This window comes from Streptomyces sp. NBC_01750, from assembly GCF_035918095.1.
Lineage (GTDB): Bacteria > Actinomycetota > Actinomycetes > Streptomycetales > Streptomycetaceae > Streptomyces.
Genome location: NZ_CP109137.1, coordinates 6,489,238 through 6,515,128, shown reverse-complemented (window position 1 = coordinate 6,515,128; position 25,891 = coordinate 6,489,238). Strand labels below are relative to the sequence as shown.

General features: G+C 65.6%; 11 protein-coding genes, 1 tRNA gene and 3 rRNA genes. 1 reads left to right on the top strand and 14 read right to left on the bottom strand.

Going from position 1 to position 25,891, the window contains the following annotated elements; genetic code table 11:
• Positions 1-21 precede the first annotated feature (21 nt).
• The 7 genes from OG966_RS29700 to OG966_RS29670 form a co-directional block, all read right to left on the bottom strand.
• Positions 22-531: a CinA family protein gene (locus OG966_RS29700; RefSeq protein ID WP_326653005.1), complete on the bottom strand. Its 510-nt coding sequence runs from the start codon at positions 529-531 to the stop codon at positions 22-24.
• Positions 528-1,214, bottom strand: coding sequence for a CDP-diacylglycerol--glycerol-3-phosphate 3-phosphatidyltransferase (gene pgsA, locus OG966_RS29695; RefSeq protein ID WP_326653004.1), 687 nt, complete (start codon positions 1,212-1,214; stop codon positions 528-530). Before pgsA ends, OG966_RS29700 begins: the two co-directional genes overlap by 4 nt.
• Complete coding sequence (gene rimO / locus OG966_RS29690) at positions 1,211-2,677, bottom strand: 30S ribosomal protein S12 methylthiotransferase RimO (RefSeq protein WP_326653003.1); 1,467 nt, start codon at positions 2,675-2,677, stop codon at positions 1,211-1,213. The genes pgsA and rimO overlap by 4 nt, the downstream gene beginning before the upstream one ends.
• Before the next feature lie 91 nt (positions 2,678-2,768).
• Positions 2,769-3,635, bottom strand: coding sequence for a helix-turn-helix domain-containing protein (locus tag OG966_RS29685; RefSeq protein ID WP_406730854.1), 867 nt, complete (start codon positions 3,633-3,635; stop codon positions 2,769-2,771).
• Between the two features lie 190 nt (positions 3,636-3,825).
• Positions 3,826-6,600, bottom strand: coding sequence for a DNA translocase FtsK (locus OG966_RS29680; protein WP_326653001.1), 2,775 nt, complete (start codon positions 6,598-6,600; stop codon positions 3,826-3,828).
• A gap of 115 nt (positions 6,601-6,715) precedes the next feature.
• Positions 6,716-7,399 carry a response regulator gene (locus OG966_RS29675; protein WP_326653000.1) on the bottom strand — a complete coding sequence of 228 codons (684 nt, stop codon included), beginning with the start codon at positions 7,397-7,399 and terminating at the stop codon, positions 6,716-6,718.
• A 244-nt stretch (positions 7,400-7,643) separates the two neighbouring features.
• On the bottom strand, positions 7,644-13,127 hold the full coding sequence (locus OG966_RS29670) for a HAMP domain-containing protein (protein ID WP_326652999.1): 5,484 nt from the start codon (positions 13,125-13,127) through the stop codon (positions 7,644-7,646).
• A 269-nt stretch (positions 13,128-13,396) separates the two neighbouring features.
• On the opposite strand from OG966_RS29670, the gene OG966_RS29665 reads away from it, so the two are divergent.
• Entirely contained in the window at positions 13,397-16,048 is a 2,652-nt protein-coding gene (locus OG966_RS29665; protein WP_326652997.1) for a SpoIIE family protein phosphatase, read from the top strand.
• A gap of 47 nt (positions 16,049-16,095) precedes the next feature.
• Here OG966_RS29665 and OG966_RS29660 read toward each other — a convergent pair.
• The 7 genes from OG966_RS29660 to thyX form a co-directional block, all read right to left on the bottom strand.
• Positions 16,096-16,168, bottom strand: a tRNA-Thr gene (locus tag OG966_RS29660).
• 264 nt (positions 16,169-16,432) lie between these two features.
• Positions 16,433-16,549: ribosomal RNA gene (gene rrf, locus OG966_RS29655) — 5S ribosomal RNA — on the bottom strand.
• 86 nt (positions 16,550-16,635) lie between these two features.
• Positions 16,636-19,760: ribosomal RNA gene (locus OG966_RS29650) — 23S ribosomal RNA — on the bottom strand.
• 299 nt (positions 19,761-20,059) lie between these two features.
• Positions 20,060-21,585 (bottom strand): 16S ribosomal RNA (locus OG966_RS29645).
• The 16S, 23S and 5S rRNA genes sit together here with 1 tRNA gene alongside, the layout of an rRNA operon.
• A 526-nt stretch (positions 21,586-22,111) precedes the next feature.
• Positions 22,112-23,797 (bottom strand): ribonuclease J, encoded by a 1,686-nt coding sequence (locus OG966_RS29640; protein ID WP_326652996.1) that lies wholly within the window; start codon positions 23,795-23,797, stop codon positions 22,112-22,114.
• 128 nt (positions 23,798-23,925) lie between these two features.
• The gene (gene dapA, locus OG966_RS29635) at positions 23,926-24,825 is read right to left on the bottom strand and encodes a 4-hydroxy-tetrahydrodipicolinate synthase (protein WP_326652995.1); all 900 of its coding nucleotides are present in this window, start codon (positions 24,823-24,825) and stop codon (positions 23,926-23,928) included.
• Between the two features lie 188 nt (positions 24,826-25,013).
• Positions 25,014-25,754: an FAD-dependent thymidylate synthase gene (gene thyX / locus OG966_RS29630; RefSeq protein ID WP_326652994.1), complete on the bottom strand. Its 741-nt coding sequence runs from the start codon at positions 25,752-25,754 to the stop codon at positions 25,014-25,016.
• Positions 25,755-25,891: the final 137 nt, after the last annotated feature.

The window sequence follows — 25,891 nt, the reverse complement described above, 5'->3', positions numbered from 1 at the left end:
GTTCACTCAGGGCTGCAAACATCAAGTCCCCCCGTTCTGTTCCGAATCCTGTGTCCGCGCCTTCTCGTGCAGTTCGCCGGAGAGCAGCTCGAGCACGCTCCGTACACACTCTCTACGGATTTCCGCCCGGCCACCGTTCAACCGCAGTGCGGCCACTTTCTCCACGCCGTTCGGCCCCGCGACGGCCACATAGACCGTCCCGACGGGCTGTCCGTCCTGTGGCTCCGGCCCCGCCACACCCGTGGTCGCGATACCCCAGCCGGCACCCAGCACGTCCCGCACTCCGGCCGCCATCTGCCGTGCGACCTCGGGATCCACCGCACCGCGCTCCGCCAGGAGGGTCCCGTCGACCCGTAGAACTTCCCTCTTGAGAGTCGTCGCATACGCCGTGACCGAGCCACGGAAGGACTTCGACGCGCCGGGTACGGAGGTGAGCTCGGCGGCCACCAGGCCGCCGGTCAGCGACTCGGCGACGGCAAGCGTCTCGCCGCGCTCGGCGAGCAGCGCCAGCACCCGAGCCGCCGTCTTCACCGTGCGTCCCGCGCTTCCTCCGCCGCCGCGTCCCCTGCGGCCGCGCGCTCCGCGGCGAGCCCCCGGTGCCTCAGCACAATCGCCTGTCGCACATAGTCGAGACCGGTGACCACCGTCAGCACGACGGCGAGCGCCATCACCCAGAAGCGCAGCGTGGCCAGCGGCCCGGTCAGCGCGAGGACGTACATCCCCACCGCCGTGCCCTGCGCCAGCGTCTTCACCTTGCCGCCGCGGCTGGCCGGAATGATCCCGTGCCGGATCACCCAGAACCGCATAAGCGTGATCCCGAGCTCACGGAAGAGAATGACTCCGGTCACCCACCACGGCAGATCACCGAGCGCCGACAGGCAGATCAGCCCGGCGGCCATGATCGCCTTGTCGGCGATCGGATCGGCGATCTTCCCGAAGTCGGTGACCAGGTTGTACGTACGTGCCAGATGGCCGTCGAAGATGTCGGTGATCATGGCGACGGCGAAGGCCGCCCACGCCCAGGCACGCCAGGCCGGGTCGTAGCCGCCGTCCTGCAGCATCAGCATGACGAAGCCCGGTACGAGAACCAGCCGCACCATGGTGAGGATGTTGGCGATATTCCACAGGCTGGCCTGATTGACGGCCGCAGCGCCCAGCTTCCCGCCGGGCGCCGGCCTACCGGTGCCGCCCGCGGATGCCGGCACTCCGGTCATCTGCCCGCCTCCTCATCAAGACACTCGGCCACGAGGTCGACGCCTTCCGTACCCACAACCTTCGCCTCGACCATACGGCCGGGGACAAGTCCCCGGCTCGTGGTGAAGACCACCTGCCCGTCCGTCTCCGGCGCCTGGTGCGCGGCGCGGCCCACCGCACCGTCCTCGCCGTCCACCGACTCGACCAGCACTTCGAGGCTCTCGCCGAGCCGCTCCTCGGCGCGCTGCGCGGTCAGCTCGTCCGCGATCCGCGACAGATGGTCGAGCCGCTCCGCGATCACGTCGGCGTCGAGCTTGTTGTCGTACGAGACGGCCTCGGTGCCGTCCTCGTCGGAGTAGCCGAAGACGCCGATGGCATCCAGGCGCGCCCCGGTGAGGAAGCGTTCCAGCTCGGCGAAGTCCGCCTCGGTCTCGCCGGGGAAGCCGACGATGAAGTTGGACCGCACGCCGGCCTGCGGTGCCTTGCCGCGGATCGTCTCGAGCAGCTGGAGGAACCGCTCGGTGTCACCGAAGCGCCGCATCGCGCGCAGCACGCCGGGCGCCGAGTGCTGGAACGAGAGGTCGAAGTAGGGCGCGATCTTGGGCGTCGAGGTCAGGACGTCGATCAGCCCGGGCCGCATCTCGGCGGGCTGCAGATAGCTGACCCGCACCCGCTCGATCCCGTCCACCTCGGAAAGCTCCGGAAGCAGGGTCTCCAGCAGACGGATGTCGCCGAGGTCCTTGCCGTACGAGGTGTTGTTCTCGGAGACCAGCATGATCTCCTTCACGCCCTGCTCGGCCAGCCAGCGCGTCTCGCCCAGCACATCGCTGGGCCGGCGCGAGATGAAGGAGCCGCGGAAGGACGGAATGGCGCAGAAGGAGCAGCGCCGGTCGCAGCCGGACGCGAGCTTCACCGACGCGACAGGGCTGGTACCCAGGCGGCGCCGGAGCGGCGCACGCGGCCCGGACACCGGAGCGACACCTTCGGGAAGGTCCTCGGGCGCCGGCGTGACCTCCCCGTGCCCGGGCAGCGCCACATCGGTGGCGTCCTGCCGTTCGGCGGGGCTCAGCGGCAGCAGCTTCCGCCGGTCGCGCGGGGTGTGGGAGGCATGGATACCGCCATTGAGGATGGTCTGCAGTCGGTCGGAGATATCGGCGTAGTCGTCGAAGCCGAGCACCCCGTCCGCCTCGGGCAGGGCCTCGGCGAGCTCCTTGCCGTACCGCTCGGCCATGCAGCCGACGGCGACCACGGCCTGGGTTCTGCCGTGGTCCTTCAGATCGTTGGCTTCCAGCAGGGCGTCGACGGAGTCCTTCTTGGCGGCCTCGACGAATCCGCAGGTGTTGACGACTGCGACATCCGCGTCGGAGGCTTCCTCGACGAGCTCCCAGCCGTCCGCTGCCAAGCGGCCTGCCAGCTCCTCCGAGTCCACCTCGTTACGGGCGCAGCCAAGAGTGACAAGGGCGACGGTACGGCGTTCGGGCATGGGCTCAAGACTACTTCGTCCTGACCCACGCCCTGGCCCCGAGGGCTGCCGGGCCTCCGCACGCTCTGGGGCGCCCGTCAGCAGCGGCCTGTCAGCCGACCTCGGGGTCGCCCTTTGTGTACGACAGCCGCTCGACCTGACCGGTCTCGAACTGGTCCTCGACCTTCTTGCCGTTCACGAACAGCTCGATCGCCCCGGCGTTGCCGAGGATGAGATCGACCCGCTCGTCGTCCTGGAAGGTCCTGGACTCGCCCTTGAGCAGCGTCCCGTCGAAGAGCAACTTGCCGTTGTGCGACTTGGCGGAGATCCAGCTCTTGTCGTCCAGGACGGAGAGCTTCACCGTCACCTTGTCCTTCGGCACCGCCGCGATGGCGCTGTCCGAGGGATCGGGCTTGGGGTCGGCGGGCTTGCTCGTGGACTTGGCCGGGCTGGGCTTCTCCTCGGGCGCAGGCCCCTCCGCGACATGGCTGCCCTTGCCGCCGTCGTCCGCGCCGTTGAAGAGCGTGAAACCGACGAAGCCGATCACGGCGACGATCGCGGCGACCATGGCGGCCGTCCAGTTGGGGCGGCGCCGTTCCGGGCGGATGCGCTCGGCCTCGAAGAGCGGCGCGGCAGGCGTCGGCGAAGGCCGTCCGCCGTGCTCCGCGTCGAACTGCGCGACAAGCGGATCGGGGTCGAGCCCGACGGCACGCGCCAGCGCGCGGATATGCCCGCGGGCGTACACATCGCCGCCGCAGCGGGAGAAGTCGTCGTCTTCGATCCCGTGCACGATGGGAATGCGCACCCGGGTGGAGGTCGTGACTTCGTCGACGGTCAGACCTGCGTCGATGCGAGCCTGCTGGAGCGCACGACCGATCGAAGGCCGGTCGTCTTCGATCGAAGGCTGATCGTCTTCGGTCAAAGGCCGGTCGTCTTCGATTGAAGGCCGGTCGTCTTCGGGGGAGTTGCCGATGGACACGGGGGCGCCTTTCGAGCGTGTAACCACCTGCTGGAGGTTCAGTCTATGGGTGGTACGAAAGGGTGGGGCAACCGGGCGGAGGGACTTTGTACGCCATCAGAATGGCCGGACATCCGTGATGGTGGGACACCTGTCTGTCCCTCCCTCCAACTTGACGTACGACTGGGGGAAACGGTTGCTCTCCGGACCCTTAAGAATGAGACTCCCCGCGTATCACGGCGAGCACTCCGTCCAGTTCGTCCGGTTTCACCAGAACATCGCGTGCCTTCGAGCCCTCGCTCGGCCCGACGATGTTCCGTGACTCCATTAGATCCATCAGTCTGCCCGCCTTCGCGAAGCCGACACGCAGCTTCCGCTGAAGCATTGAGGTGGACCCGAACTGGGTGGATACGACCAGCTCGGCGGCCTGGCAGAGCAGATCGAGGTCGTCGCCGATGTCCTCGTCGATCTCCTTCTTCTGCTTCGTCCCGACCACCACGTCCTCGCGGAAGACCGGCGCCATCTGATCCTTGCAGTGCTGGACCACCACCGCGACTTCGTCCTCGGTCACGAAGGCGCCCTGCATACGGGTGGGCTTGTTGGCACCCATCGGGAGGAAGAGCCCGTCGCCCTTGCCGATCAGCTTCTCCGCGCCCGGCTGGTCCAGGATGACCCGGCTGTCGGCGAGCGAGGAGGTCGCGAAGGCGAGCCGCGAGGGCACATTGGCCTTGATCAGACCGGTGACGACATCGACCGACGGCCGCTGCGTCGCCAATACCAGATGGATGCCGGCGGCGCGCGCCAGCTGGGTGATACGGACGATGGCGTCCTCGACGTCGCGCGGCGCGACCATCATCAGATCGGCGAGCTCGTCGACGATCACCAGCAGGTACGGGTACGGGGTGAGCTCGCGCTCGCTGCCCTCCGGCGGTTTCACCTTGCCGTTCCTGATGGCCTGGTTGAAGTCGTCGATGTGCCGGTAGCCGTACGCCGCCAGGTCGTCGTAGCGCAGATCCATCTCCCGCACCACCCACTGCAGCGCCTCCGCGGCCCGCTTGGGGTTGGTGATGATCGGCGTGATCAGGTGCGGAATGCCCTCGTACGCGGTGAGCTCGACCCGCTTGGGGTCGACGAGCACCATCCGTACGTCCTCCGGCGTCGCCCGCACCATCACCGAGGTGATCAGACAGTTGATGCAGGACGACTTTCCTGATCCGGTCGCGCCGGCGACCAGGACGTGCGGCATCTTCGCGAGATTGGCCATCACATAGCCGCCCTCGACGTCCTTGCCGAGCGCGACCAGCATCGGATGCTCGTCCCCCGCGGCGTCCGCGAGGCGCAGTACGTCGCCGAGGTTGACCATCTCGCGGTCGGAGTTCGGGATCTCGATGCCGACCGCGGACTTGCCGGGGATCGGGGAGATGATCCGGACGTCCGGGCTGGCGACGGCGTAAGCGATGTTCTTGGTGAGCGCGGTGATCCGCTCGACCTTCACGGCCGGGCCCAGCTCCACCTCGTACCGGGTGACCGTCGGGCCGCGGGTGAAGCCGGTGACGGCCGCGTCGACCTTGAACTCCATGAAGACATTGCTGAGCGAGGCGACGACCGCGTCATTGGCGGCGCTGCGCGTCTTTCCGGGGCCGCCCCGCTCCAGCAGGTCGAGGGAGGGCAGCGCGTAGGTGATGTCGCCGGAGAGCTGCAGCTGCTCGGCGCGCGACGGCAGGGGGTGGGACTCGGCGGGCGCGGACTTGGTCAGGTCCGGAACGGACGAGTTCGGCTCGCGCTCCTTCTGTTTCCGCTCCTCCTGATCCGGCTGTTCGGGCTCGCGCGCGCTCGGCACGGGAGTGGCGGCCCGCTGTCGTTCGGCGGTGACGTCCCGGGTGAGATCGGCGACGAGCGGCGAGGGCGGCATTCCGTTCAGTACGGCCCCGTCGAGTGCCGCGGCGGCCGCCGCGGCCACGTCCACGGCGTCCATCGGGCGGTGCAGAGCAGGCTGCACGGAAGCCCTGCGCGGCCGTCGGCGCCTGGTGAGCGCCTCCTCCTCCGCATGGTCCGCGTCGAACTCCGCCGACTCCTCGCTCCGGCGCGCGGACGGGCGGCGCCTGCGGCCGGGCACCGCCTCGCGCCACTGGTCCTCGTACCGCTCGTCGTCCCTGGCCTCGGCCCCGGCGTCGTACGGCGGTTCGGCGATACCCAGCTTGGAGCCGAGCAGCCGCAGCCGCTGCGGAATGGCGTTGACGGGCGTCGCGGTGACCACGAGCAGACCGAAGAGAGTGAGCAGCACGAGCAGCGGTACGGCGAGCACCTCACCCATGGTGAAGATCAGCGGCTTGGATGCGGCCCAGCCGATCAGGCCGCCCGCGTCCTGCATCGCCTCGGTGCCCTCCTCGCGGCCCGGCGTGCCGCAGGCGATGTGGACCTGGCCGAGCACACCGACGACGAGCGCGGACAGTCCGATCACGATCCGGCCGTTGGCCTCGGGCTTCTCGGGATAGAGGATCAGGCGCACGGCGATGGCAGCCAGCAGTATCGGCACGAGCAGATCGAGCCGGCCGAAGGCGCCGGTCACCAGCATCTCGACGAGATCGCCGACCGGACCGCTCAGATTGGACCAGGTACCGGCGGCGACAATCAGGGCCAGACCGAGGAGCAGGAGCGCCAGACCGTCCTTGCGGTGCGCCGGGTCGAGTCCCTTCGCGCCGCGCCCTATGCCGCGGAACATCGCCCCCACGGCGTGTGCGAGGCCGAGCCAGAGAGCGCGCGCGAGCCGGTACACGCCGCCCGTGGGGGACGGTGCCGGTCTCGGCGCAGCAGCTTTCTTGGCCCCCGCCTTCCTGGCGGGTGCCTTCTTCGCGGGCGCGCTCTTCTTCGCGGCGGTCTTCTTGGCGGGCGCCGCCTTCTTCGCGGCGCCGGTCGTACGGCCGGCGCGCGGCTTCGCGGTGCCCGCCGCGCCCTGGGAACCCTTGCCGGACGTACGTGAGGCCATGGTGGTGAGGTTACCGGTGTCGACGGCAGGGGACACGTGTGCCTACTGCTTCACCCGTTCGTGTCGCCCGGATGGAGGCGGGAAGCTGACGCTCCCTCAAGCGTGCGGCAGCCGTTCAGTTCTGCGAGGGGAGTGTTGGCGCACCGCCGCCGGCCCCGGGCTCCAGCGCGTCCAGTGCCCGGCGCAGGCCGGTCAGTTTGCGTTCGAGATGGGCAGCGGTGGCTACGGCCGCGGCGTCCGCCGAGTCTTCGTCGAGCTGCTTGGACAGCGCTTCCGCCTGTTCCTCAACTGCCGCGAGCCGCGCGGAGAGCTCGGCGAGGAGGCCTGCCGGCTCCTTGGTGTCGCCCGGACTCGCCTGGCCGCCGCCCTCCAGCTGGAGCCGCAGCAGCGCGGCCTGCTCACGCAGTTGGCAGTTCTTCATATAGAGCTCGACGAAGACCGAGACCTTCGCGCGCAGCACCCACGGGTCGAACGGTTTGGAAATGTAGTCGACCGCGCCCGCGGCATAACCCCGGAAGGTGTGGTGCGGGCCGTGGTTGATCGCGGTGAGAAAGATGATCGGGATGTCCCGGGTCCGCTCGCGCCGCTTGATGTGCGCGGCCGTCTCGAATCCGTCCATGCCCGGCATCTGGACATCCAGCAGAATGACCGCGAAGTCGTCCGTCAGTAGCGCTTTGAGCGCTTCCTCCCCTGACGATGCCCGCACCAGTGTCTGATCGAGCGCAGAGAGGATGGCCTCCAGCGCCAGCAGATTCTCCGGCCGGTCATCGACCAGGAGGATCTTGGCCTTCTGCACCATGGCCCGTCCTCCTCGTCCCGGATGTGCACCGGGCGCCGCCCCAGGGGACGACTCCCTTGCGCCGCCCGTCCTTGTGCCGGTCATGGTAGCCGCACCCCGCCTGTCGCCACACCCTGTCACCGCGATGTCACTGTGCACGTAGCAGAAACGTGGTGGGAGACCAGAAGGTTCCCCGAATACCGCCGTCTCACACGCCATCGGCCACAGTCAGTCAGCAACTCGCGTTGAACCGTGCGGCCATCGATCACTCCCGGCGCATCCACTGCTCCATCACCGAGAGCAAATGGTCGGGATCGACCGGCTTGGTGACATAGTCGGAAGCGCCCGACTCGATGGCCTTCTCCCGGTCGCCCTTCATCGCCTTCGCGGTGAGCGCGATGATCGGCAGACCGGCGAACTGCGGCATCCTGCGGATCGCCGTCGTCGTCGCGTACCCGTCCATCTCCGGCATCATGATGTCCATCAGTACGACCGTCACATCGTCGTGCTGCTCCAGCACTTCGATGCCCTCGCGGCCGTTCTCCGCGTACAGCACCGACAGCCCGTGCTGCTCCAGAACGCTGGTGAGCGCGAAGACATTGCGGATGTCGTCATCGACGATCAGCACCTTCTCGCCGTCGAAGGCGAAGGTGCGCCGCGGATCCGGAGTCTCCTGGCTGCCGTTCGCCGCCCACTGCTCCTGGCACGCCGCGGGGCCGCCCAGTTGGCCGGGCAGCGCCGGGCGCTGGTCCACGGCGCCCAGCGCCTTGCGGCGACGCCGGAACAGTGCCGCCGGGCCGGCGTGGACATCGGCGGACGCGGCCGTCTGCGCCTGCCGGCCCAGGTCCTCCACATCGCCGTCGGCGGCGCCCTGCGGGTCGACCGCGCCGGGAGCGAGCTGAGGGTAGCCCTGCGGCGGCAGTTCGCTCGGGTGAAGAGGCAGATAGAGGGTGAACGTCGAGCCGCGGCCCGGTTCGCTCGCCGCATGGATCTCGCCGCCGAGCAGCCGGGCGATCTCCCGGCTGATCGACAGGCCCAGGCCCGTACCGCCGTACTTACGGCTCGTCGTACCGTCGGCCTGCTTGAACGCCTCGAAGATCACGCGCATCTTGCCGGCCGCGATCCCGATACCTGTGTCGGTGACCGAGAAGGCGATCAGATCGCCGTCCGCGTCCCGCAGCGAACCGGCCTCCAGCAGCTGTTCGCGGATCGACTGCGGCACATCGGCGCTTGCCGGCCGGATCACCAGCTCCACCGCCCCGCTGTCGGTGAACTTCACCGCGTTGGACAGGAGGTTGCGCAGCACCTGCAGCAGCCGCTGTTCGTCTGTGTGCAGCGTCGCGGGCAGCTCCGGCGAAACCCGTACGGAGAAGTCGAGACCCTTCTCAGCGGTCAGCGGCCGGAAGGTCGCCTCCACATAGTCGACGAGCTGCACCAGCGCGATACGCGTCGGACTGACGTCCATCTTGCCCGCCTCGACCTTCGACAGATCGAGGATGTCGTTGATCAGCTGCAGCAGATCGGAGCCCGCGCCATGGATCGTCTCTGCGAATTCCACCTGCTTCGGCGAGAGATTGCCCTCGGCGTTGTCCGCGAGCAACTTGGCGAGGATCAGGAGGGAGTTGAGCGGCGTACGCAGCTCGTGCGACATGTTCGCCAGGAACTCCGACTTGTAGCGCATCGAGACCGCGAGCTGCTCGGCGCGTTCCTCCAGCACCTGCCTGGCCTCTTCGATCTCGGTGTTCTTCACCTCGATGTCGCGGTTCTGCTGCGCCAGCAGTTCGGCCTTCTCCTCCAGCTCGGCGTTGGAGGCCTGGAGCGCCTTCTGCCGGTTCTCCAGCTCCGCGGAGCGTTCACGCAGCTGCTCGGTCAGCTCCTGCGACTGCTTGAGCAGCACCTCGGTCTTCGTATTGACGCTGATGGTGTTGACGCTCGTCGCGATCATCTCGGCGATCTGGTTCAGGAAGTCGCGCTGGATCTGCGTGAAGGGCTGGAACGACGCCAGCTCGATCACACCGAGGACCTTCCCCTCGAACAGCACGGGCAGCACGATCACATACGCCGGCGAGGCCTCACCGAGCCCCGAGGAGATCCTCAGGTAGCCCGGCGGCACATTGACCTGGATGGTCCGCTTCTCCTCGGCGGCGGTGCCGATGAGGGTCTCGCCCGGCCGGAACGAGGTCGGCATCAGACCCGCGGAATAGCCGTAACTGCCGCGCATGCACAGCTCGTACGACATCTCCCCGGCGTCGGACACATCCGGACCGCCGCTCGTCGCCATCGCCAGGAAGAACGCGCCGTGCTGCGCGGAGACGACCGGCGTGAGCTCACTCATGATCAGTGAAGCCACGTCTTCCAGGTCGCGCCTGCCCTGCATCAGACCCGAGATACGGGCCAGGTTGCCCTTGAGCCAGTCCTGTTCCTCATTGGCGAGGGTGGTGTCGCGGAGGTTCGCGATCATCGTATTGATGTTGTCCTGCAGAACCTGGATCTCGCCCGCCGCGTCCACATCGATCTTGAGGTTGAGATCGCCACGGGTCACCGCGGTCGCGACGGCCGCGATCGCCCGCACCTGGCGGGTGAGGTTCCCGGCCATCTCGTTCACCGATTCGGTGAGGTCCCTCCAGGTGCCGTCGACGTCCCGCACCCGCGCCTGACCGCCCAGCTGCCCGTCCGTACCCACCTCACGGGCCACCCGGGTGACCTCCTCGGCGAACGAGGACAGCTGGTCGACCATGGTGTTGATGGTGGTCTTCAGCTCGAGGATCTCGCCCCGCGCATCGATGTCGATCTTCCTGGTGAGGTCGCCCTTGGCGATGGCGGTGGTGACCGTGGCGATCTGCCGCACCTGGCCGGTCAGATTGGACGCCATCGAGTTCACGGACTCGGTGAGGTCCTTCCAGGTTCCGGAGACGCCCGGCACATGGGCCTGACCGCCCAGCTCGCCCTCGGTGCCCACCTCACGGGCCACCCGGGTCACCTCGTCGGCGAACGACGACAGCGTCGTCACCATGGTGTTGACGGTGTCGGCGAGTTCGGCGACCTCGCCGCTCGCCTCGACCGTCACCTTCTTCGTCAGATCACCGTTGGCAACCGCTGCGGAGACCCGCGAGATGTTCCGCACCTGATTGGTGAGGTTGTTGGCCATCAGGTTGACGTTGTCGCTGAGGTCCTTCCAGATGCCGGTGACGCCGCGCACCCGCGCCTGACCACCCAGCACACCTTCCGTACCCACCTCACGGGCGACCCTGGTCACCTCGTCGGCGAAGTCCAGCAGCTGGTCGACCATCGTGTTGACCGTCGTCACCAGTTCGAGGATCTCGCCCTTGGCATCGACAGTGATCTTCTTCGACAGGTCGCCCTTGGCCACCGCGGTCGTCACTTCGGCGATATTGCGCACCTGCGAGGTCAGGTTGTTGGCCATGAAGTTGACGGACTGCGTGAGGTCCTTCCAGGTACCGGAAACTCCCTGCACCTCGGCCTGGCCGCCGAGGATGCCCTCGGTGCCCACCTCACGGGCCACCCGGGTCACCTGCTCGGCAAAGTTCGAGAGCTGGTCCACCATCGTGTTGAGGGTGTTCTTCAGCTCCAGGATCTCGCCGCGCGCGTCCACGTCGATCTTCTGCGACAGATCACCACGGGCCACGGCGGTGGCGACCTGCGCGATGTTACGGACCTGACCGGTGAGATTCTCGGCCATACCGTTCACGGAGTCCGTCAGATCGCGCCACACACCGGCAACGCCCGGCACCTGCGCCTGACCGCCGAGCCGGCCGTCAGTGCCCACCTCGCGGGCCACCCGGGTCACCTGCTCGGCGAACGCGGAGAGCTGGTCGACCATCGTGTTGATGGTGTTCTTCAGCTCCAGGATCTCGCCGCGCGCGTCCACGTCGATCTTCTGCGACAGATCACCACGGGCCACCGCTGTCGTCACCTGGGCGATCTGCCGCACCTGCGAAGTCAGGTTCCCCGCCATGAAGTTGACGGAGTCGGTGAGTTCTTTCCAGGTACCGCTGACGCCGTCGACTCGCGCCTGGCCGCCGAGGCGGCCCTCCGTACCCACATCCCGCGCCATCCGCGTGACCTGGTCGGCGAACGAGGACAGCTGCGCCACCATCGTGTTGACGGTGTTCTTCAGCTCCAGCATCTCGCCCGCGACATCGACCGTGACCTTCTGCGACAGATCACCATTGGCGACCGCCGTCGTCACCTGCGCGATGTCCCGCACCTGGCCGGTGAGGTTACGGAACGCCGTGTTCACCGAATCGGTGAGGTCCTTCCACGTACCCGCCGCCCCCGGCACCTCGGCCTGACCGCCGAGCCGGCCCTCGACGCCGACCTCCCGGGCAACCCGCGTCACCTGGGAACCGAAGGACTGCAGCTGGTCCACCATCGTGTTGACGGTGTTCTTCAGCTCCAGCATCTCGCCCGCGACATCGACCGTGACCTTCTGCGACAGATCACCGTTCGCGACCGCCGTCGTCACCTGCGCGATGTCCCGCACCTGAGTGGTCAGATTGCGGAAGACGGTGTTCACCGAATCGGTGAGGTCCTTCCAGGTCCCGGCCGCGCCCGGCACCTGCGCCTGCCCGCCGAGCAGACCCTCGGCCCCGACCTCGCTCGCCACCCGGGTGACCTCGTCCGCGAATGTACGCAGCGTCTCGGTCATCTGGTTGATCGTCTCGGCGAGTTGAGCCACCTCACCGCGCGCGCTCACCGTGACCTTCTGCGACAGATCGCCATTGGCGACCGCCGTTGTCACCTCGGCGATACCGCGCACTTGGGAGGTGAGGTTTCCGGCCATGGTGTTCACCGAATCGGTGAGGTCTTTCCACACACCTGCCACACCGGGCACCGCCGCCTGCCCGCCGAGCTCGCCCTCCGTGCCGACCTCCCGGGCGACGCGGGTCACCTCGGAAGAGAAAGAGGACAGCTGGTCGACCATCGTGTTGACGGTGTTCTTCAGCTGAAGCATCTCGCCGGCCACATGGACGGTGACCTTGCGCGACAGATCGCCCTTGGCTACCGCCGTGGTGACGAGAGCAATGTCACGCACCTGTGCGGTCAATCGGTACGCCATGGTGTTGACCGAATCCGTGAGATCCTTCCACGAACCGGACATTCCGCGCACCTGGGCCTGGCCACCGAGTTTGCCCTCGGTACCGACCTCCAGCGCCACCCGCGTCACCTCGTCGGTGAACGCCGACAACTGGTCGACCAGGTTGTTCACGGTCCGCGCGACCTTCAGGAACTCGCCGCGCAGCGGCCGTACGTTCCCGTCGGACCCGTCCGCCCTGTCCACAGCGTGCGAGCGCAGCTCCATACGCTGCTCCAGGTCACCCTCGGCGACCGCCGAGAGCACCCGTCCCACCTCGGACACCGGCCGCGCCAGATCGTCCACCAGGGCGTTCGAGGCGTCGATCGCGGCCGCCCAGGAGCCCTCACAGGCCCCCGTCTCCAGCCGCTCGGTCAGCTTCCCCTCGCGCCCGACCATCCTGCGTACCCGTGCGAGCTCACCCGTGAGGTGGAGATTACGGTCGGCGACTTCGTTGAATACAGCGGCAATTTCGGACATAACGCCGTCGCCGGACACGGTCAGACGCCTGCGGAAGTTTCCGTCCCGCATCGACACCAGAGCCGCCAGCAGCCTGTTCAGGGCTGCCGCGTCCACTTCGGTCGTCCCATTGTTCCGGGCCCGTCCGCCTTTCGCGCGCGTGTTCTTGCCACGCGCCGCCACGCCAGACTCCACCGTGTCCCTCCCGCAGGGGTTGACCGTACTGCCCGGGCTGTCTCAGGAAGCCTGCCCAGTGTTTCACCATGGCCGAACAAGGCCATAACAGTTCGGCAGCTTCGCATAGCGTCCCCGCCCTCGGTGGGCGGAAACAGCGGTAACCCGCATCCGCTCGGACAGCGAAGGTAAGTAACCTGGCATCCGGCTGTCCACCCGCTCCGGTCCGCCCGGCGGGGGCGGGGTGGCGCAAGTACTACCAGCGGGCACCGGGAGGGGCAGGCCGAATCATGGCAGAGCCGGGCGTCGAGACGCGTACGAGGAGTTCTGTGATCACCGCGCGGGCGGCTGCCAGCTTCGACCCTGTGGGACGGTCCGTCGCGACCGCCCGCGCCTTTGTCCGCGACACCCTCCAGGGGTGGGGGTATGCCGACGTCGTCGATGATGCGGTCGTCCTCACCAGCGAGCTCGTCACCAATGCCGTCGTACACGCCGGCACCTCGGCCGACGTTCTCTGTCTGCGCACAGAGGACGGCGTACGGGTCGAAGTCGCCGACCGCTACCCCGAGCGCGAAATCCCGATCCAGGGCACCGGCCTGTCGCTCGGCAGCCCGGACCGCGAGAACGGCCGGGGACTCCTGCTGTGCGCCGCACTCGCCTCCCGCTGGGGCGTCGAGTACACCCCCACCTACAAACAGGTGTGGTTCCAACTCGACCTCCCCCAGCGCCCGGTGGGCACCCGATCCGCCGGCCCGGTCATGCCCGTCGCCCTGCTCCCGGTGGCCGACGAACGCGTACGCGTCGCCGTCACCCAGATCGACCGCAGCGGTTCGATCTCCGTCTGGAACGAGGACGCCCAGCACCTCTTCGGATACGCCGCCGAGCACGTCATCGGCAAGCCGCTGACCGACTTCGCCGCCTGGCCGCACACCCCCGGCATCGGCACCGGCATCGTCGAGGCCCTCCAACTCTCCCGCTGGGAAGGCAGCTACGGCATCCGGGGCACCGACGGCCGCGTCGTCCCCGTCTACGCCTCCCACCTTCGGGTACGGGACACCAACGGCGAGCCCTCCACGGTCTGCCTTCTCGTACGCGACGACGAACGCGCCGTCATCCAGAGCCCCCAGCGCGTCCCGGTCACCGAGAGCGGCGAGAGCCACGCCACCGACCCCTTCGAGGTCTTCATCGGCTCCCCCGCCCCCGACGACCTCGACGGCCTCCTCCAGCGCACCGTCGAGCGCGCCCGCGACATGCTCGACGGCGACGCCGCTTTCCTGCTGCTGGCCACCGACGACGAGACCGAACTCGAAGTACGCGCCACCACAGGCCTCCCCTCGGCCCGCCAGCGCTTCGCCCGCGTCCCGGTGGAAGCCGGCACCGGCCGCTACGGCTCAGCCAGAATGCCCGCCGTCCACGAGGACCTCACCGCCGTCCCTGGCGCCGTCCCGCTGCTCAACTCCACCGGGATGCGCTCGGTCGTCACCGTCCCGCTGAAGGTGGAGGGCCGCCTCACCGGCTCCCTCGGCGTCGCCGCCGAATCCTCGGGCCGCTACTCCAACGAGGAGGCCCTGCGCCTCCAGTTCGCCGCCGACCGCATCGCCCTGGCCGTGGAATCGGCCCGCCTGGGCGAGCTGGAACGCCTGCGCCGCGGCTCGCTCTCCTTCCTCGTCGAGGCCTCCGACCTGCTCGCCGGAACGCTCGACCGCGACCAAACCCTGGCGCTGATGGCCCAGATGACGGTGCCCACCCTCGCCACCTGGTGCGCCGTCTACACGATCGCCGACCAGGCCTCGGACCCGTACCTCAGTTACGTACTCCACGAGGACGAGGATCGCATCGACGGACTCAAGGCGCTCCTCTCCAAAATCGCCCCGCCCGACCCGGTCCCCGCCCCGGGAGCCCGCGTCTGGGCCGCTCCGGCCGACGCCGCCCAACGAGCGGCTCTGCGCACCTCCAAGCGCGAACTCGGCCTGGGCTCCACTTCACCTGTCTCCTCCGGCATCGGCACCACACGCGCCACGGCCGCAGCGGTCGGCGGCGAGACGGTCGTCCTGCCGCTCGTCGCCCGCAACCGTGTCATCGGCATGCTGGTCCTCGGCAAGCCTTCCGACGACCACTTCCGCCAGGAGATCCTGGAACTCGCCGAGGACCTCTCCCGTCGAGCGGCCCTCGCCCTCGACAACGCCCGGCTGTACTCCGAGCGCACAGCCATCAGCCAGGCCCTGCAGCGCAGCCTGCTGCCGCCGGGCCTGCCCCAGATCCCCGGCGTCGAGGTCGAGGTCATCTACCGCGCGGCCGGCGAAGGCAACGAAGTCGGCGGCGACTTCTACGACCTCTTCCCCATCCGCGACGGCGCGTACGGCTTCGCCATCGGCGACGTCTGCGGTACGGGCCCGGAAGCCGCGGCCGTGACCGGCCTCGCCCGCCATGCTCTGCGCCTGCTCGCCCGCGAGGGCTTCGGCGGCCCTGCGGTACTCGAGCGACTGAACGCGGCAATCCTCGACGAAGGCGCCCGCAGCCGCTTCCTCACACTCCTGTACGGGGAGTTGTGGCCCCAGGAGGACGGCAGCGCAGTTCTCAAGGTCGTCTGCGCCGGCCATCCTCTGCCGCTGCGTCTGCGTCAGGACGGCAGCGTGGAACCGGCAGCGGAGCCGCAGCCCCTCCTCGGCGTCATGGAAGACCTGGAGCTGTACGAGCAGATGGTGACCCTCGACCCCGGCGACGTCCTGCTCTGTGTCACGGACGGCGTCACCGAACGCCGCGAGGGCACCCGCATGATGGGCGACGACGGCCTGATCGACGTCCTGAGGACCTGCACCGGCCTGACGGCGGGGGCGGTCGCCAGCCGCGTCCTGCGTGCCGTGGAGCGCTTCGCGGCCGAACCCGCCTCCGACGACATGGCCATCCTCGCGATGCGCATCCCGGAGCCCCACAGGGCCTGAACACTAAGAAGGCCCCCGCCACTTGGCGGGGGCCTTCTCCTTTGCCGAGCCCCAATACGGAATCGAACCGTAGACCTTCTCCTTACCATGGAGACGCTCTACCGACTGAGCTATTGGGGCCTGCTGTCCTGCGGCAACACGATAGATCATACCCTGAACACCCGACTGCTCAGAACCATCCGTTCCTCTCCTCCGGACCGGCCGTGCCCGTCCTGCCACCATGCGCCGATGCGGACAGGTTCGAGCACACCCAGGATTCGTTGTCGCCACCGCAACGGCCTCTCCTAGTCGGGCGGGGCATACGAATCGAGCGGGTTGGCGTAATGGGGCCCGAACGCAGAAAAGCCCCGCACCATAACGGTGCGGGGCTTTCCCACAATGATTGTTCGGCGGTGTCCTACTCTCCCACAGGGTCCCCCCTGCAGTACCATCGGCGCTGAAAGGCTTAGCTTCCGGGTTCGGAATGTAACCGGGCGTTTCCCTAACGCTATGACCACCGAAACTCTATGAAGATGTACGACCCGGAATCCCACAGGGGGACTCGACAGTTCGTTGCTTCAGAACTAACACAGTGGACGCGAGCAACTGAGGACAAGCCCTCGGCCTATTAGTACCAGTCAGCTTCACCGGTTGCCCGGCTTCCACATCTGGCCTATCAACCCAGTCGTCTACTGGGAGCCTTAACCCCTCAAGGGGGTGGGAGTCCTCATCTCGAAGCAGGCTTCCCGCTTAGATGCTTTCAGCGGTTATCCTTTCCGAACGTAGCCAACCAGCCATGCCCTTGGCAGGACAACTGGCACACCAGAGGTTCGTCCGTCCCGGTCCTCTCGTACTAGGGACAGCCCTTCTCAAGACTCCTGCGCGCGCAGCGGATAGGGACCGAACTGTCTCACGACGTTCTAAACCCAGCTCGCGTACCGCTTTAATGGGCGAACAGCCCAACCCTTGGGACCGACTCCAGCCCCAGGATGCGACGAGCCGACATCGAGGTGCCAAACCATCCCGTCGATATGGACTCTTGGGGAAGATCAGCCTGTTATCCCCGGGGTACCTTTTATCCGTTGAGCGACGGCGCTTCCACAAGCCACCGCCGGATCACTAGTCCCGACTTTCGTCCCTGCTCGACCCGTCGGTCTCACAGTCAAGCTCCCTTGTGCACTTACACTCAACACCTGATTGCCAACCAGGCTGAGGGAACCTTTGGGCGCCTCCGTTACTCTTTAGGAGGCAACCGCCCCAGTTAAACTACCCATCAGACACTGTCCCTGATCCGGATCACGGACCCAGGTTAGACATCCAGCACGACCAGAGTGGTATTTCAACGGCGACTCCACAACCACTGGCGTGGCCGCTTCAAAGTCTCCCACCTATCCTACACAAGCCGAACCGAACACCAATATCAAACTGTAGTAAAGGTCCCGGGGTCTTTCCGTCCTGCTGCGCGAAACGAGCATCTTTACTCGTAGTGCAATTTCACCGGGCCTATGGTTGAGACAGTCGAGAAGTCGTTACGCCATTCGTGCAGGTCGGAACTTACCCGACAAGGAATTTCGCTACCTTAGGATGGTTATAGTTACCACCGCCGTTTACTGGCGCTTAAGTTCTCAGCTTCGCCACACCGAAATGTGACTAACCGGTCCCCTTAACGTTCCAGCACCGGGCAGGCGTCAGTCCGTATACATCGCCTTACGGCTTCGCACGGACCTGTGTTTTTAGTAAACAGTCGCTTCTCGCTGGTCTCTGCGGCCACCCCCAGCTCTGGCAGTAAATGCCGTCACCGGTGATGGCCCCCCTTCTCCCGAAGTTACGGGGGCATTTTGCCGAGTTCCTTAACCATAGTTCACCCGAACGCCTCGGTATTCTCTACCTGACCACCTGAGTCGGTTTAGGGTACGGGCCGCCATGAAACTCGCTAGAGGCTTTTCTCGACAGCATAGGATCATCCACTTCACCACAATCGGCTCGGCATCAGGTCTCAGCCTTGATGTGTGACGGATTTGCCTATCACACGGCCTACACCCTTACCCCGGGACAACCACCGCCCGGGCTGGACTACCTTCCTGCGTCACCCCATCGCTTACCTACTACCATCTTGGGCCGGCGGCTCCACCACTCCCCTCAACTCCGAAGAGATCAGGGCGGCTTCACGGCCTTAGCATTAATGGGCTCGATACTGGGCGTTTCAAAGCGGGTACCGGAATATCAACCGGTTGTCCATCGACTACGCCTGTCGGCCTCGCCTTAGGTCCCGACTTACCCTGGGCAGATCAGCTTGACCCAGGAACCCTTAGTCAATCGGCGCACACGTTTCTCACGTGTGTATCGCTACTCATGCCTGCATTCTCACTCGTGAACCGTCCACCACTCGCTTCCGCGGCGGCTTCACCCGGCACACGACGCTCCCCTACCCATCCGTACTCCCGTTGGGGATATGTGTACGAATGACACGACTTCGGCGGTACGCTTGAGCCCCGCTACATTGTCGGCGCGGAATCACTTGACCAGTGAGCTATTACGCACTCTTTCAAGGGTGGCTGCTTCTAAGCCAACCTCCTGGTTGTCTCTGCGACTCCACATCCTTTCCCACTTAGCGTACGCTTAGGGGCCTTAGTCGATGCTCTGGGCTGTTTCCCTCTCGACCATGGAGCTTATCCCCCACAGTCTCACTGCCGCGCTCTCACTTACCGGCATTCGGAGTTTGGCTAAGGTCAGTAACCCGGTAGGGCCCATCGCCTATCCAGTGCTCTACCTCCGGCAAGAAACACACGACGCTGCACCTAAATGCATTTCGGGGAGAACCAGCTATCACGGAGTTTGATTGGCCTTTCACCCCTAACCACAGGTCATCCCCCAGGTTTTCAACCCTGGTGGGTTCGGTCCTCCACGAAGTCTTACCTCCGCTTCAACCTGCCCATGGCTAGATCACTCCGCTTCGGGTCTTGAGCGCGCTACTGAATCGCCCTGTTCGGACTCGCTTTCGCTACGGCTTCCCCACACGGGTTAACCTCGCAACACACCGCAAACTCGCAGGCTCATTCTTCAAAAGGCACGCAGTCACGACTGACAGCACAAGTGCTGCCAGCGACGCTCCCACGGCTTGTAGGCACACGGTTTCAGGTACTATTTCACTCCGCTCCCGCGGTACTTTTCACCATTCCCTCACGGTACTATCCGCTATCGGTCACCAGGGAATATTTAGGCTTAGCGGGTGGTCCCGCCAGATTCACACGGGATTTCTCGGGCCCCGTGCTACTTGGGTGTTTCTCAAGCGAGCCGTATGAATTTCAGCTACGGGGGTCTTACCCTCTACGCCGGACCTTTCGCATGTCCTTCGCCTATCCATACGGTTTCTGACTCGCCGACCAGTCGGCAGACTGATCCAGAGAAATCCCACAACCCCGTATGCGCAACCCCTGCCGGGTATCACACGCATACGGTTTGGCCTCATCCGGTTTCGCTCGCCACTACTCCCGGAATCACGGTTGTTTTCTCTTCCTGAGGGTACTGAGATGTTTCACTTCCCCTCGTTCCCTCCACACTGCCTATGTGTTCAGCAGCGGGTGACAGCCCATGACGACTGCCGGGTTTCCCCATTCGGAAACCCCCGGATCAAAGCCTGGTTGACGGCTCCCCGGGGACTATCGTGGCCTCCCACGTCCTTCATCGGTTCCTGGTGCCAAGGCATCCACCGTGCGCCCTTAAAAACTTGGCCACAGATGCTCGCGTCCACTGTGCAGTTCTCAAACAACGACCAGCCACCCACCACCCCGCTCTCACGAGCGAGTTCACCGGGGCCGGCATCGCGAAGGGCGAGCTCACGCTCGCACCCTCAGATACCCAACAGCGCGCCCGGCACGACCCCCCAACCCTCACGTTCCACGCCGAAGCAGTACTAGTGAAGCCAGGAAACCGTGCCGAATAGTCAACGTTCCACCCATGAGCAACCAGCACCGGACATTCGCCGGTGTTCTGGCCTCTGACCGGGCAAGCCCGGTAAGAAGTGCTCCTTAGAAAGGAGGTGATCCAGCCGCACCTTCCGGTACGGCTACCTTGTTACGACTTCGTCCCAATCGCCAGTCCCACCTTCGACAGCTCCCTCCCACAAGGGGTTGGGCCACCGGCTTCGGGTGTTACCGACTTTCGTGACGTGACGGGCGGTGTGTACAAGGCCCGGGAACGTATTCACCGCAGCAATGCTGATCTGCGATTACTAGCAACTCCGACTTCATGGGGTCGAGTTGCAGACCCCAATCCGAACTGAGACCGGCTTTTTGAGATTCGCTCCGCCTCGCGGCATCGCAGCTCATTGTACCGGCCATTGTAGCACGTGTGCAGCCCAAGACATAAGGGGCATGATGACTTGACGTCGTCCCCACCTTCCTCCGAGTTGACCCCGGCAGTCTCCTGTGAGTCCCCATCACCCCGAAGGGCATGCTGGCAACACAGAACAAGGGTTGCGCTCGTTGCGGGACTTAACCCAACATCTCACGACACGAGCTGACGACAGCCATGCACCACCTGTATACCGACCACAAGGGGGGCACCATCTCTGATGCTTTCCGGTATATGTCAAGCCTTGGTAAGGTTCTTCGCGTTGCGTCGAATTAAGCCACATGCTCCGCTGCTTGTGCGGGCCCCCGTCAATTCCTTTGAGTTTTAGCCTTGCGGCCGTACTCCCCAGGCGGGGAACTTAATGCGTTAGCTGCGGCACCGACGACGTGGAATGTCGCCAACACCTAGTTCCCAACGTTTACGGCGTGGACTACCAGGGTATCTAATCCTGTTCGCTCCCCACGCTTTCGCTCCTCAGCGTCAGTAATGGCCCAGAGATCCGCCTTCGCCACCGGTGTTCCTCCTGATATCTGCGCATTTCACCGCTACACCAGGAATTCCGATCTCCCCTACCACACTCTAGCTAGCCCGTATCGAATGCAGACCCGGGGTTAAGCCCCGGGCTTTCACATCCGACGTGACAAGCCGCCTACGAGCTCTTTACGCCCAATAATTCCGGACAACGCTTGCGCCCTACGTATTACCGCGGCTGCTGGCACGTAGTTAGCCGGCGCTTCTTCTGCAGGTACCGTCACTTTCGCTTCTTCCCTGCTGAAAGAGGTTTACAACCCGAAGGCCGTCATCCCTCACGCGGCGTCGCTGCATCAGGCTTTCGCCCATTGTGCAATATTCCCCACTGCTGCCTCCCGTAGGAGTCTGGGCCGTGTCTCAGTCCCAGTGTGGCCGGTCGCCCTCTCAGGCCGGCTACCCGTCGTCGCCTTGGTAGGCCATCACCCCACCAACAAGCTGATAGGCCGCGGGCTCATCCTTCACCGCCGGAGCTTTCAACCCCTCCCCATGCAGGAAGGAGTGTTATCCGGTATTAGACCCCGTTTCCAGGGCTTGTCCCAGAGTGAAGGGCAGATTGCCCACGTGTTACTCACCCGTTCGCCACTAATCCACCCCGAAGGGCTTCATCGTTCGACTTGCATGTGTTAAGCACGCCGCCAGCGTTCGTCCTGAGCCAGGATCAAACTCTCCATGAATGTTCTCCCGTAATCGGGATCAACACCACAAGAGCGGAACAGCCGATCGGAATAAGACCGACTGTTCACAGCGTCCTCGCTGTGTCATTGCCCGCCCCGCTGCAATGAGCAGGGACAGGACTTTCAAAGGAACCTCGAACCTGCCGAAACAGGCCGGGGTATCAACATATCTGGCGTTGACTTTTGGCACGCTGTTGAGTTCTCAAGGAACGGACGCTTCCTTTGTACTCACCCACAGAACACTGTCTGAGGCTTTCCTCCGGGCGCTTCCCTTCGTGTTTCCAACCTTACCAGATCCTTTTCCCGTTCCGTTTCCGGTTCGGAATTCGATTCCAGTGGCCGTTGGGAGCCTTTTGCCTTTCGGCTGATCCGACTTTATCAGAGAATCTGAGTCGGAATTCCCGCCCCGTTCGGGTACTGCATCCGAGCGCACGAGTGCGTCGGTGTCCCGTTCAGGTGGAGACGTAAACGTACTGGAGCGGGGCGCCCCGATGCAAATCGGGGGCCCCGCTCCGTAGTTGACGCGTCAGACCTCGACGACGACCGGGAGGATCATCGGGCGCCGGCGGTAGGTGTCGGAGACCCACTTGCCCACCGAGCGGCGGACGAGTTGCTGCAGCTGATGGGGTTCTACGACGCCGTCCTGTGCGGACTTGTTGAGCGCCTCTTCGATCTTGGGCACGACGCCGACGAACACCGAGTCGTCGATACCGGAGCCCCGGGCCTGGATGTGCGGGCCGCCGACGATCTTGCCGGTGGTGCTGTCCACCACGATGAAGACCGAGATGATGCCCTCGTCTCCCAGAATGCGGCGGTCCTTGAGAGAGGTCTCGGTGACATCGCCGACCGAGAGTCCGTCGACATACACATAGCCCGCCTGGACCTTGCCGACGATCTTGGCCTTGCCGTCGACGAGGTCGACGACGACACCGTCCTCCGCGATGACGATGCGGTCCTTCGGGACGCCCGTCAGTGCGCCGAGTTCGGCATTGGCCCGCAGGTGGCGCCACTCGCCGTGGACCGGCATCAAGTTCTTCGGCTTGCAGATGTTGTAGAAGTACAGGAGCTCGCCCGCCGAGGCGTGGCCCGAGACATGGACCTTGGCGTTGCCCTTGTGGATGACGTCCGCGCCCCACCTGCTCAAGCCGTTGATCACGCGGTAGACCGCGTTCTCGTTACCCGGGATGAGGGAAGACGCCAGGATCACCGTGTCGCCGGGGACGATGCGGATCTGGTGGTCGCGGTTGGCCATCCGGGAGAGCGCCGCCATCGGCTCGCCCTGAGAGCCCGTGCAGACGAGTACGACCTCGTCGTCGGGAAGGTCGTCGAGCGTCTTGACGTCCACGACAAGGCCGGCCGGGACCTTCAGATATCCCAGGTCACGGGCGATCCCCATGTTGCGGACCATGGAGCGCCCGACGAAGGCAACACGGCGTCCGTACTCATGGGCCGCATCGAGGATCTGCTGGATGCGGTGGACGTGGCTGGCGAAGCTCGCCACGATGATCCGCTTCTGGGCGTTCGCGAACACCGTCCGCAGGACGTTGGAGATGTCCCGCTCGGGCGGGACGAAGCCCGGGACCTCGGCGTTGGTGGAGTCCGAGAGCAGCAGGTCGATGCCCTCTTCGCCCAGCCTGGCGAAGGTCGGGAGGTCCGTGAGGCGGCGGTCCAGCGGGAGCTGGTCCATCTTGAAGTCGCCGGTGTGGACCACCATGCCCGCGGGAGTACGGATGGCGACCGCCAGCGCGTCCGGGATGGAGTGGTTGACCGCGACGAACTCGCAGTCGAAGGGGCCGATGCGCTCGCGGTGTCCCTCCGTCACCTCGAGGGTGTACGGGCGGATGCGGTGCTCCTGGAGCTTCGCCTCGATCAGGGCGAGTGTCAGCTTGGAGCCGATCAGCGGGATGTCGGGCTTCAGCCGGAGCAGGAACGGGACGCCGCCGATGTGGTCCTCGTGCCCGTGCGTGAGCACGATGCCCTCGACGTCGTCGAGACGGTCCGCGATGGTGGAGAAGTCCGGCAGGATCAGGTCGATACCGGGCTGCTCCTCCTCGGGGAAGAGGACACCGCAGTCGACGATCAGCAGCCGGCCGTCGTACTCGAAGACCGTCATATTGCGGCCGATCTCGCCGAGGCCGCCGAGCGGGGTGACGCGCAGGCCGCCCTTGGGCAGCTTCGGCGGGGCGCCGAGTTCAGGATGCGGATGACTCAAAAGACTCTCCTCACCACGCACGCCACGTACCGCTGAGGCACGTGGCGTACATGACATTCGTGCACTTGCTGTTGTCTAGGTCTGACCGTTTCGGTCGGGTTTCGCTTATTCAGTTGTGAAGTCTGTGTCTAGAGCTGTACCCCACCGGCCGCGAGGTCGATCTTGAGCTGCGCGGTCTCCTCCGGGGAGAGCTCCACCAGGGGGAGCCGGAGCGGTCCGGCCGGCAGGCCCTGGAGGGTCAGTGCCGCCTTGGTCGTGATGACCCCCTGCGTACGGAACATGCCCGTGAACACCGGGAGCAGCTGCTGGTGGATCTCGGTGGCCTTCTGGACGTCACCGTTGAGGTAGGCGTCGAGGAGGGCACGAAGCTCCGGGGTGACGACGTGACCGACGACGGAGACAAAGCCGATCGCGCCGACCGAGAGCAGCGGGAGGTTGAGCATGTCGTCGCCGGAGTACCAGGCGAGACCGCTGCGGGCGATGGCCCAGCTGGCGCGGCCCAGGTCACCCTTGGCGTCCTTGTTGGCGACAATACGTGGATGCTCGGCGAGGCGCACGAGCGTTTCGGTGTCGATCGGGACGCCGCTTCGGCCGGGGATGTCGTAGAGCATCACGGGCAGTTCCGTGGCATCCGCAATGGCCGAGAAGTGCCGGAGCAGGCCCTCCTGCGGTGGCTTGTTGTAGTACGGCGTCACAGCCAACAGGCCGTGCGCGCCGGAGCGCTCGGCGGTACGGGCGAGTTCGATGCTGTGACGGGTGTCGTTGGTGCCGACACCGGCCACGACATGGGCACGGTCTCCGACCGCTTCCAGTACAGCCCGTACGAGCTGGTCTTTCTCCGCATCGCTGGTGGTCGGCGACTCACCAGTGGTGCCGTTGATGATCAGGCCGTCGTTGCCTGCGTCCACCAGATGGGTGGCAAGTCGCTGGGCACCGGCGAGGTCAAGTGCGCCGTCCGCCGTGAAGGGCGTGACCATAGCGGTGAGGACCCGCCCGAACGGGGTCTGCGGAGTGGAGATCGGAGCCATGGGTAACACGCTACTCGCTGCTCAGTACGCAGTGTCCCCTCGGGGGACGTGACGTAGAACGTGACAAGCGGAGCCCGGCACTGCCTGCTCGGGGGTTCAAGCAGTGCCGGGTCCGTTTGATCAGCCTAGATGACATTCTCGAAACGCCGCAATACGGACACTTCGCCAGCCGACCGTACGTCTGTGCCCTATGGAGCGATGCGACCGTTGGCGTTGAAGGCCGCATAGGTGAGCGGCATGAGCTTCGCCCAGTGGGCTTCCATCTTCTCGCCGACCATCTCGATCTCCCGCTGCGGGAAGGACGGGACCGTCGCCAGCTCGTGCTGGGTGCGCAGGCCGAGGAAGTGCATCAGCGAACGGGCATTGCAGGTCGCGTACATCGAGGAGAACAGGCCGACCGGGAGGACCGCACGGGCGACCTCGCGGGCGACGCCTGCGGCCAGCATCTCCTGATACGTCTCGTACGACCGGCGGTACGAGTCCTCCATGGACTCGGTCACGATCTTCTGCTGGTCCGCTGTGCCTTCGACGAAGACGTACTTGCCGGGGCGGCCCTCCTGGACCAGCTTGCGGTCCGCGCCCGGGACGTAGAAGACCGGCTGCAGCTCGCGGTAGCGGCCGGACTCCTCGTTGTACGACCAGCCCACGCGGTGCCGCATGAACTCACGGAAGACGAAGATCGGGGCGCTGATGAAGAAGGTCATCGAGTTGTGCTCGAAGGGGCTGCCGTGACGGTCCCGCATCAGGTAGTTGATCAGTCCTTTGGAGCGCTCCGGGTCCTTCTGCAACTCCTCCAGAGACTGCTCACCCGCCGTGGAGACTCGGGCGGCCCAGAGCACGTCGGAGTCGCCGGCGGTGTGCTTCACCAGTTCGACGGTGACATCGCTGCGGAAACTGGGTGTGACGGTCTCGGCGGGGGTGTCGGTCACCGACAGGGTCCTTCCAACGTCTTCGCTCGGGCGGCGCCCACTCTAGACCACCTTGCGCAGGGGCAATCTTCAGCTGTTTCGGCGAAATCCGGCACCGATCCGGTCTGCGGCTCGTCTGTACCAATAGCAGCGTTCCG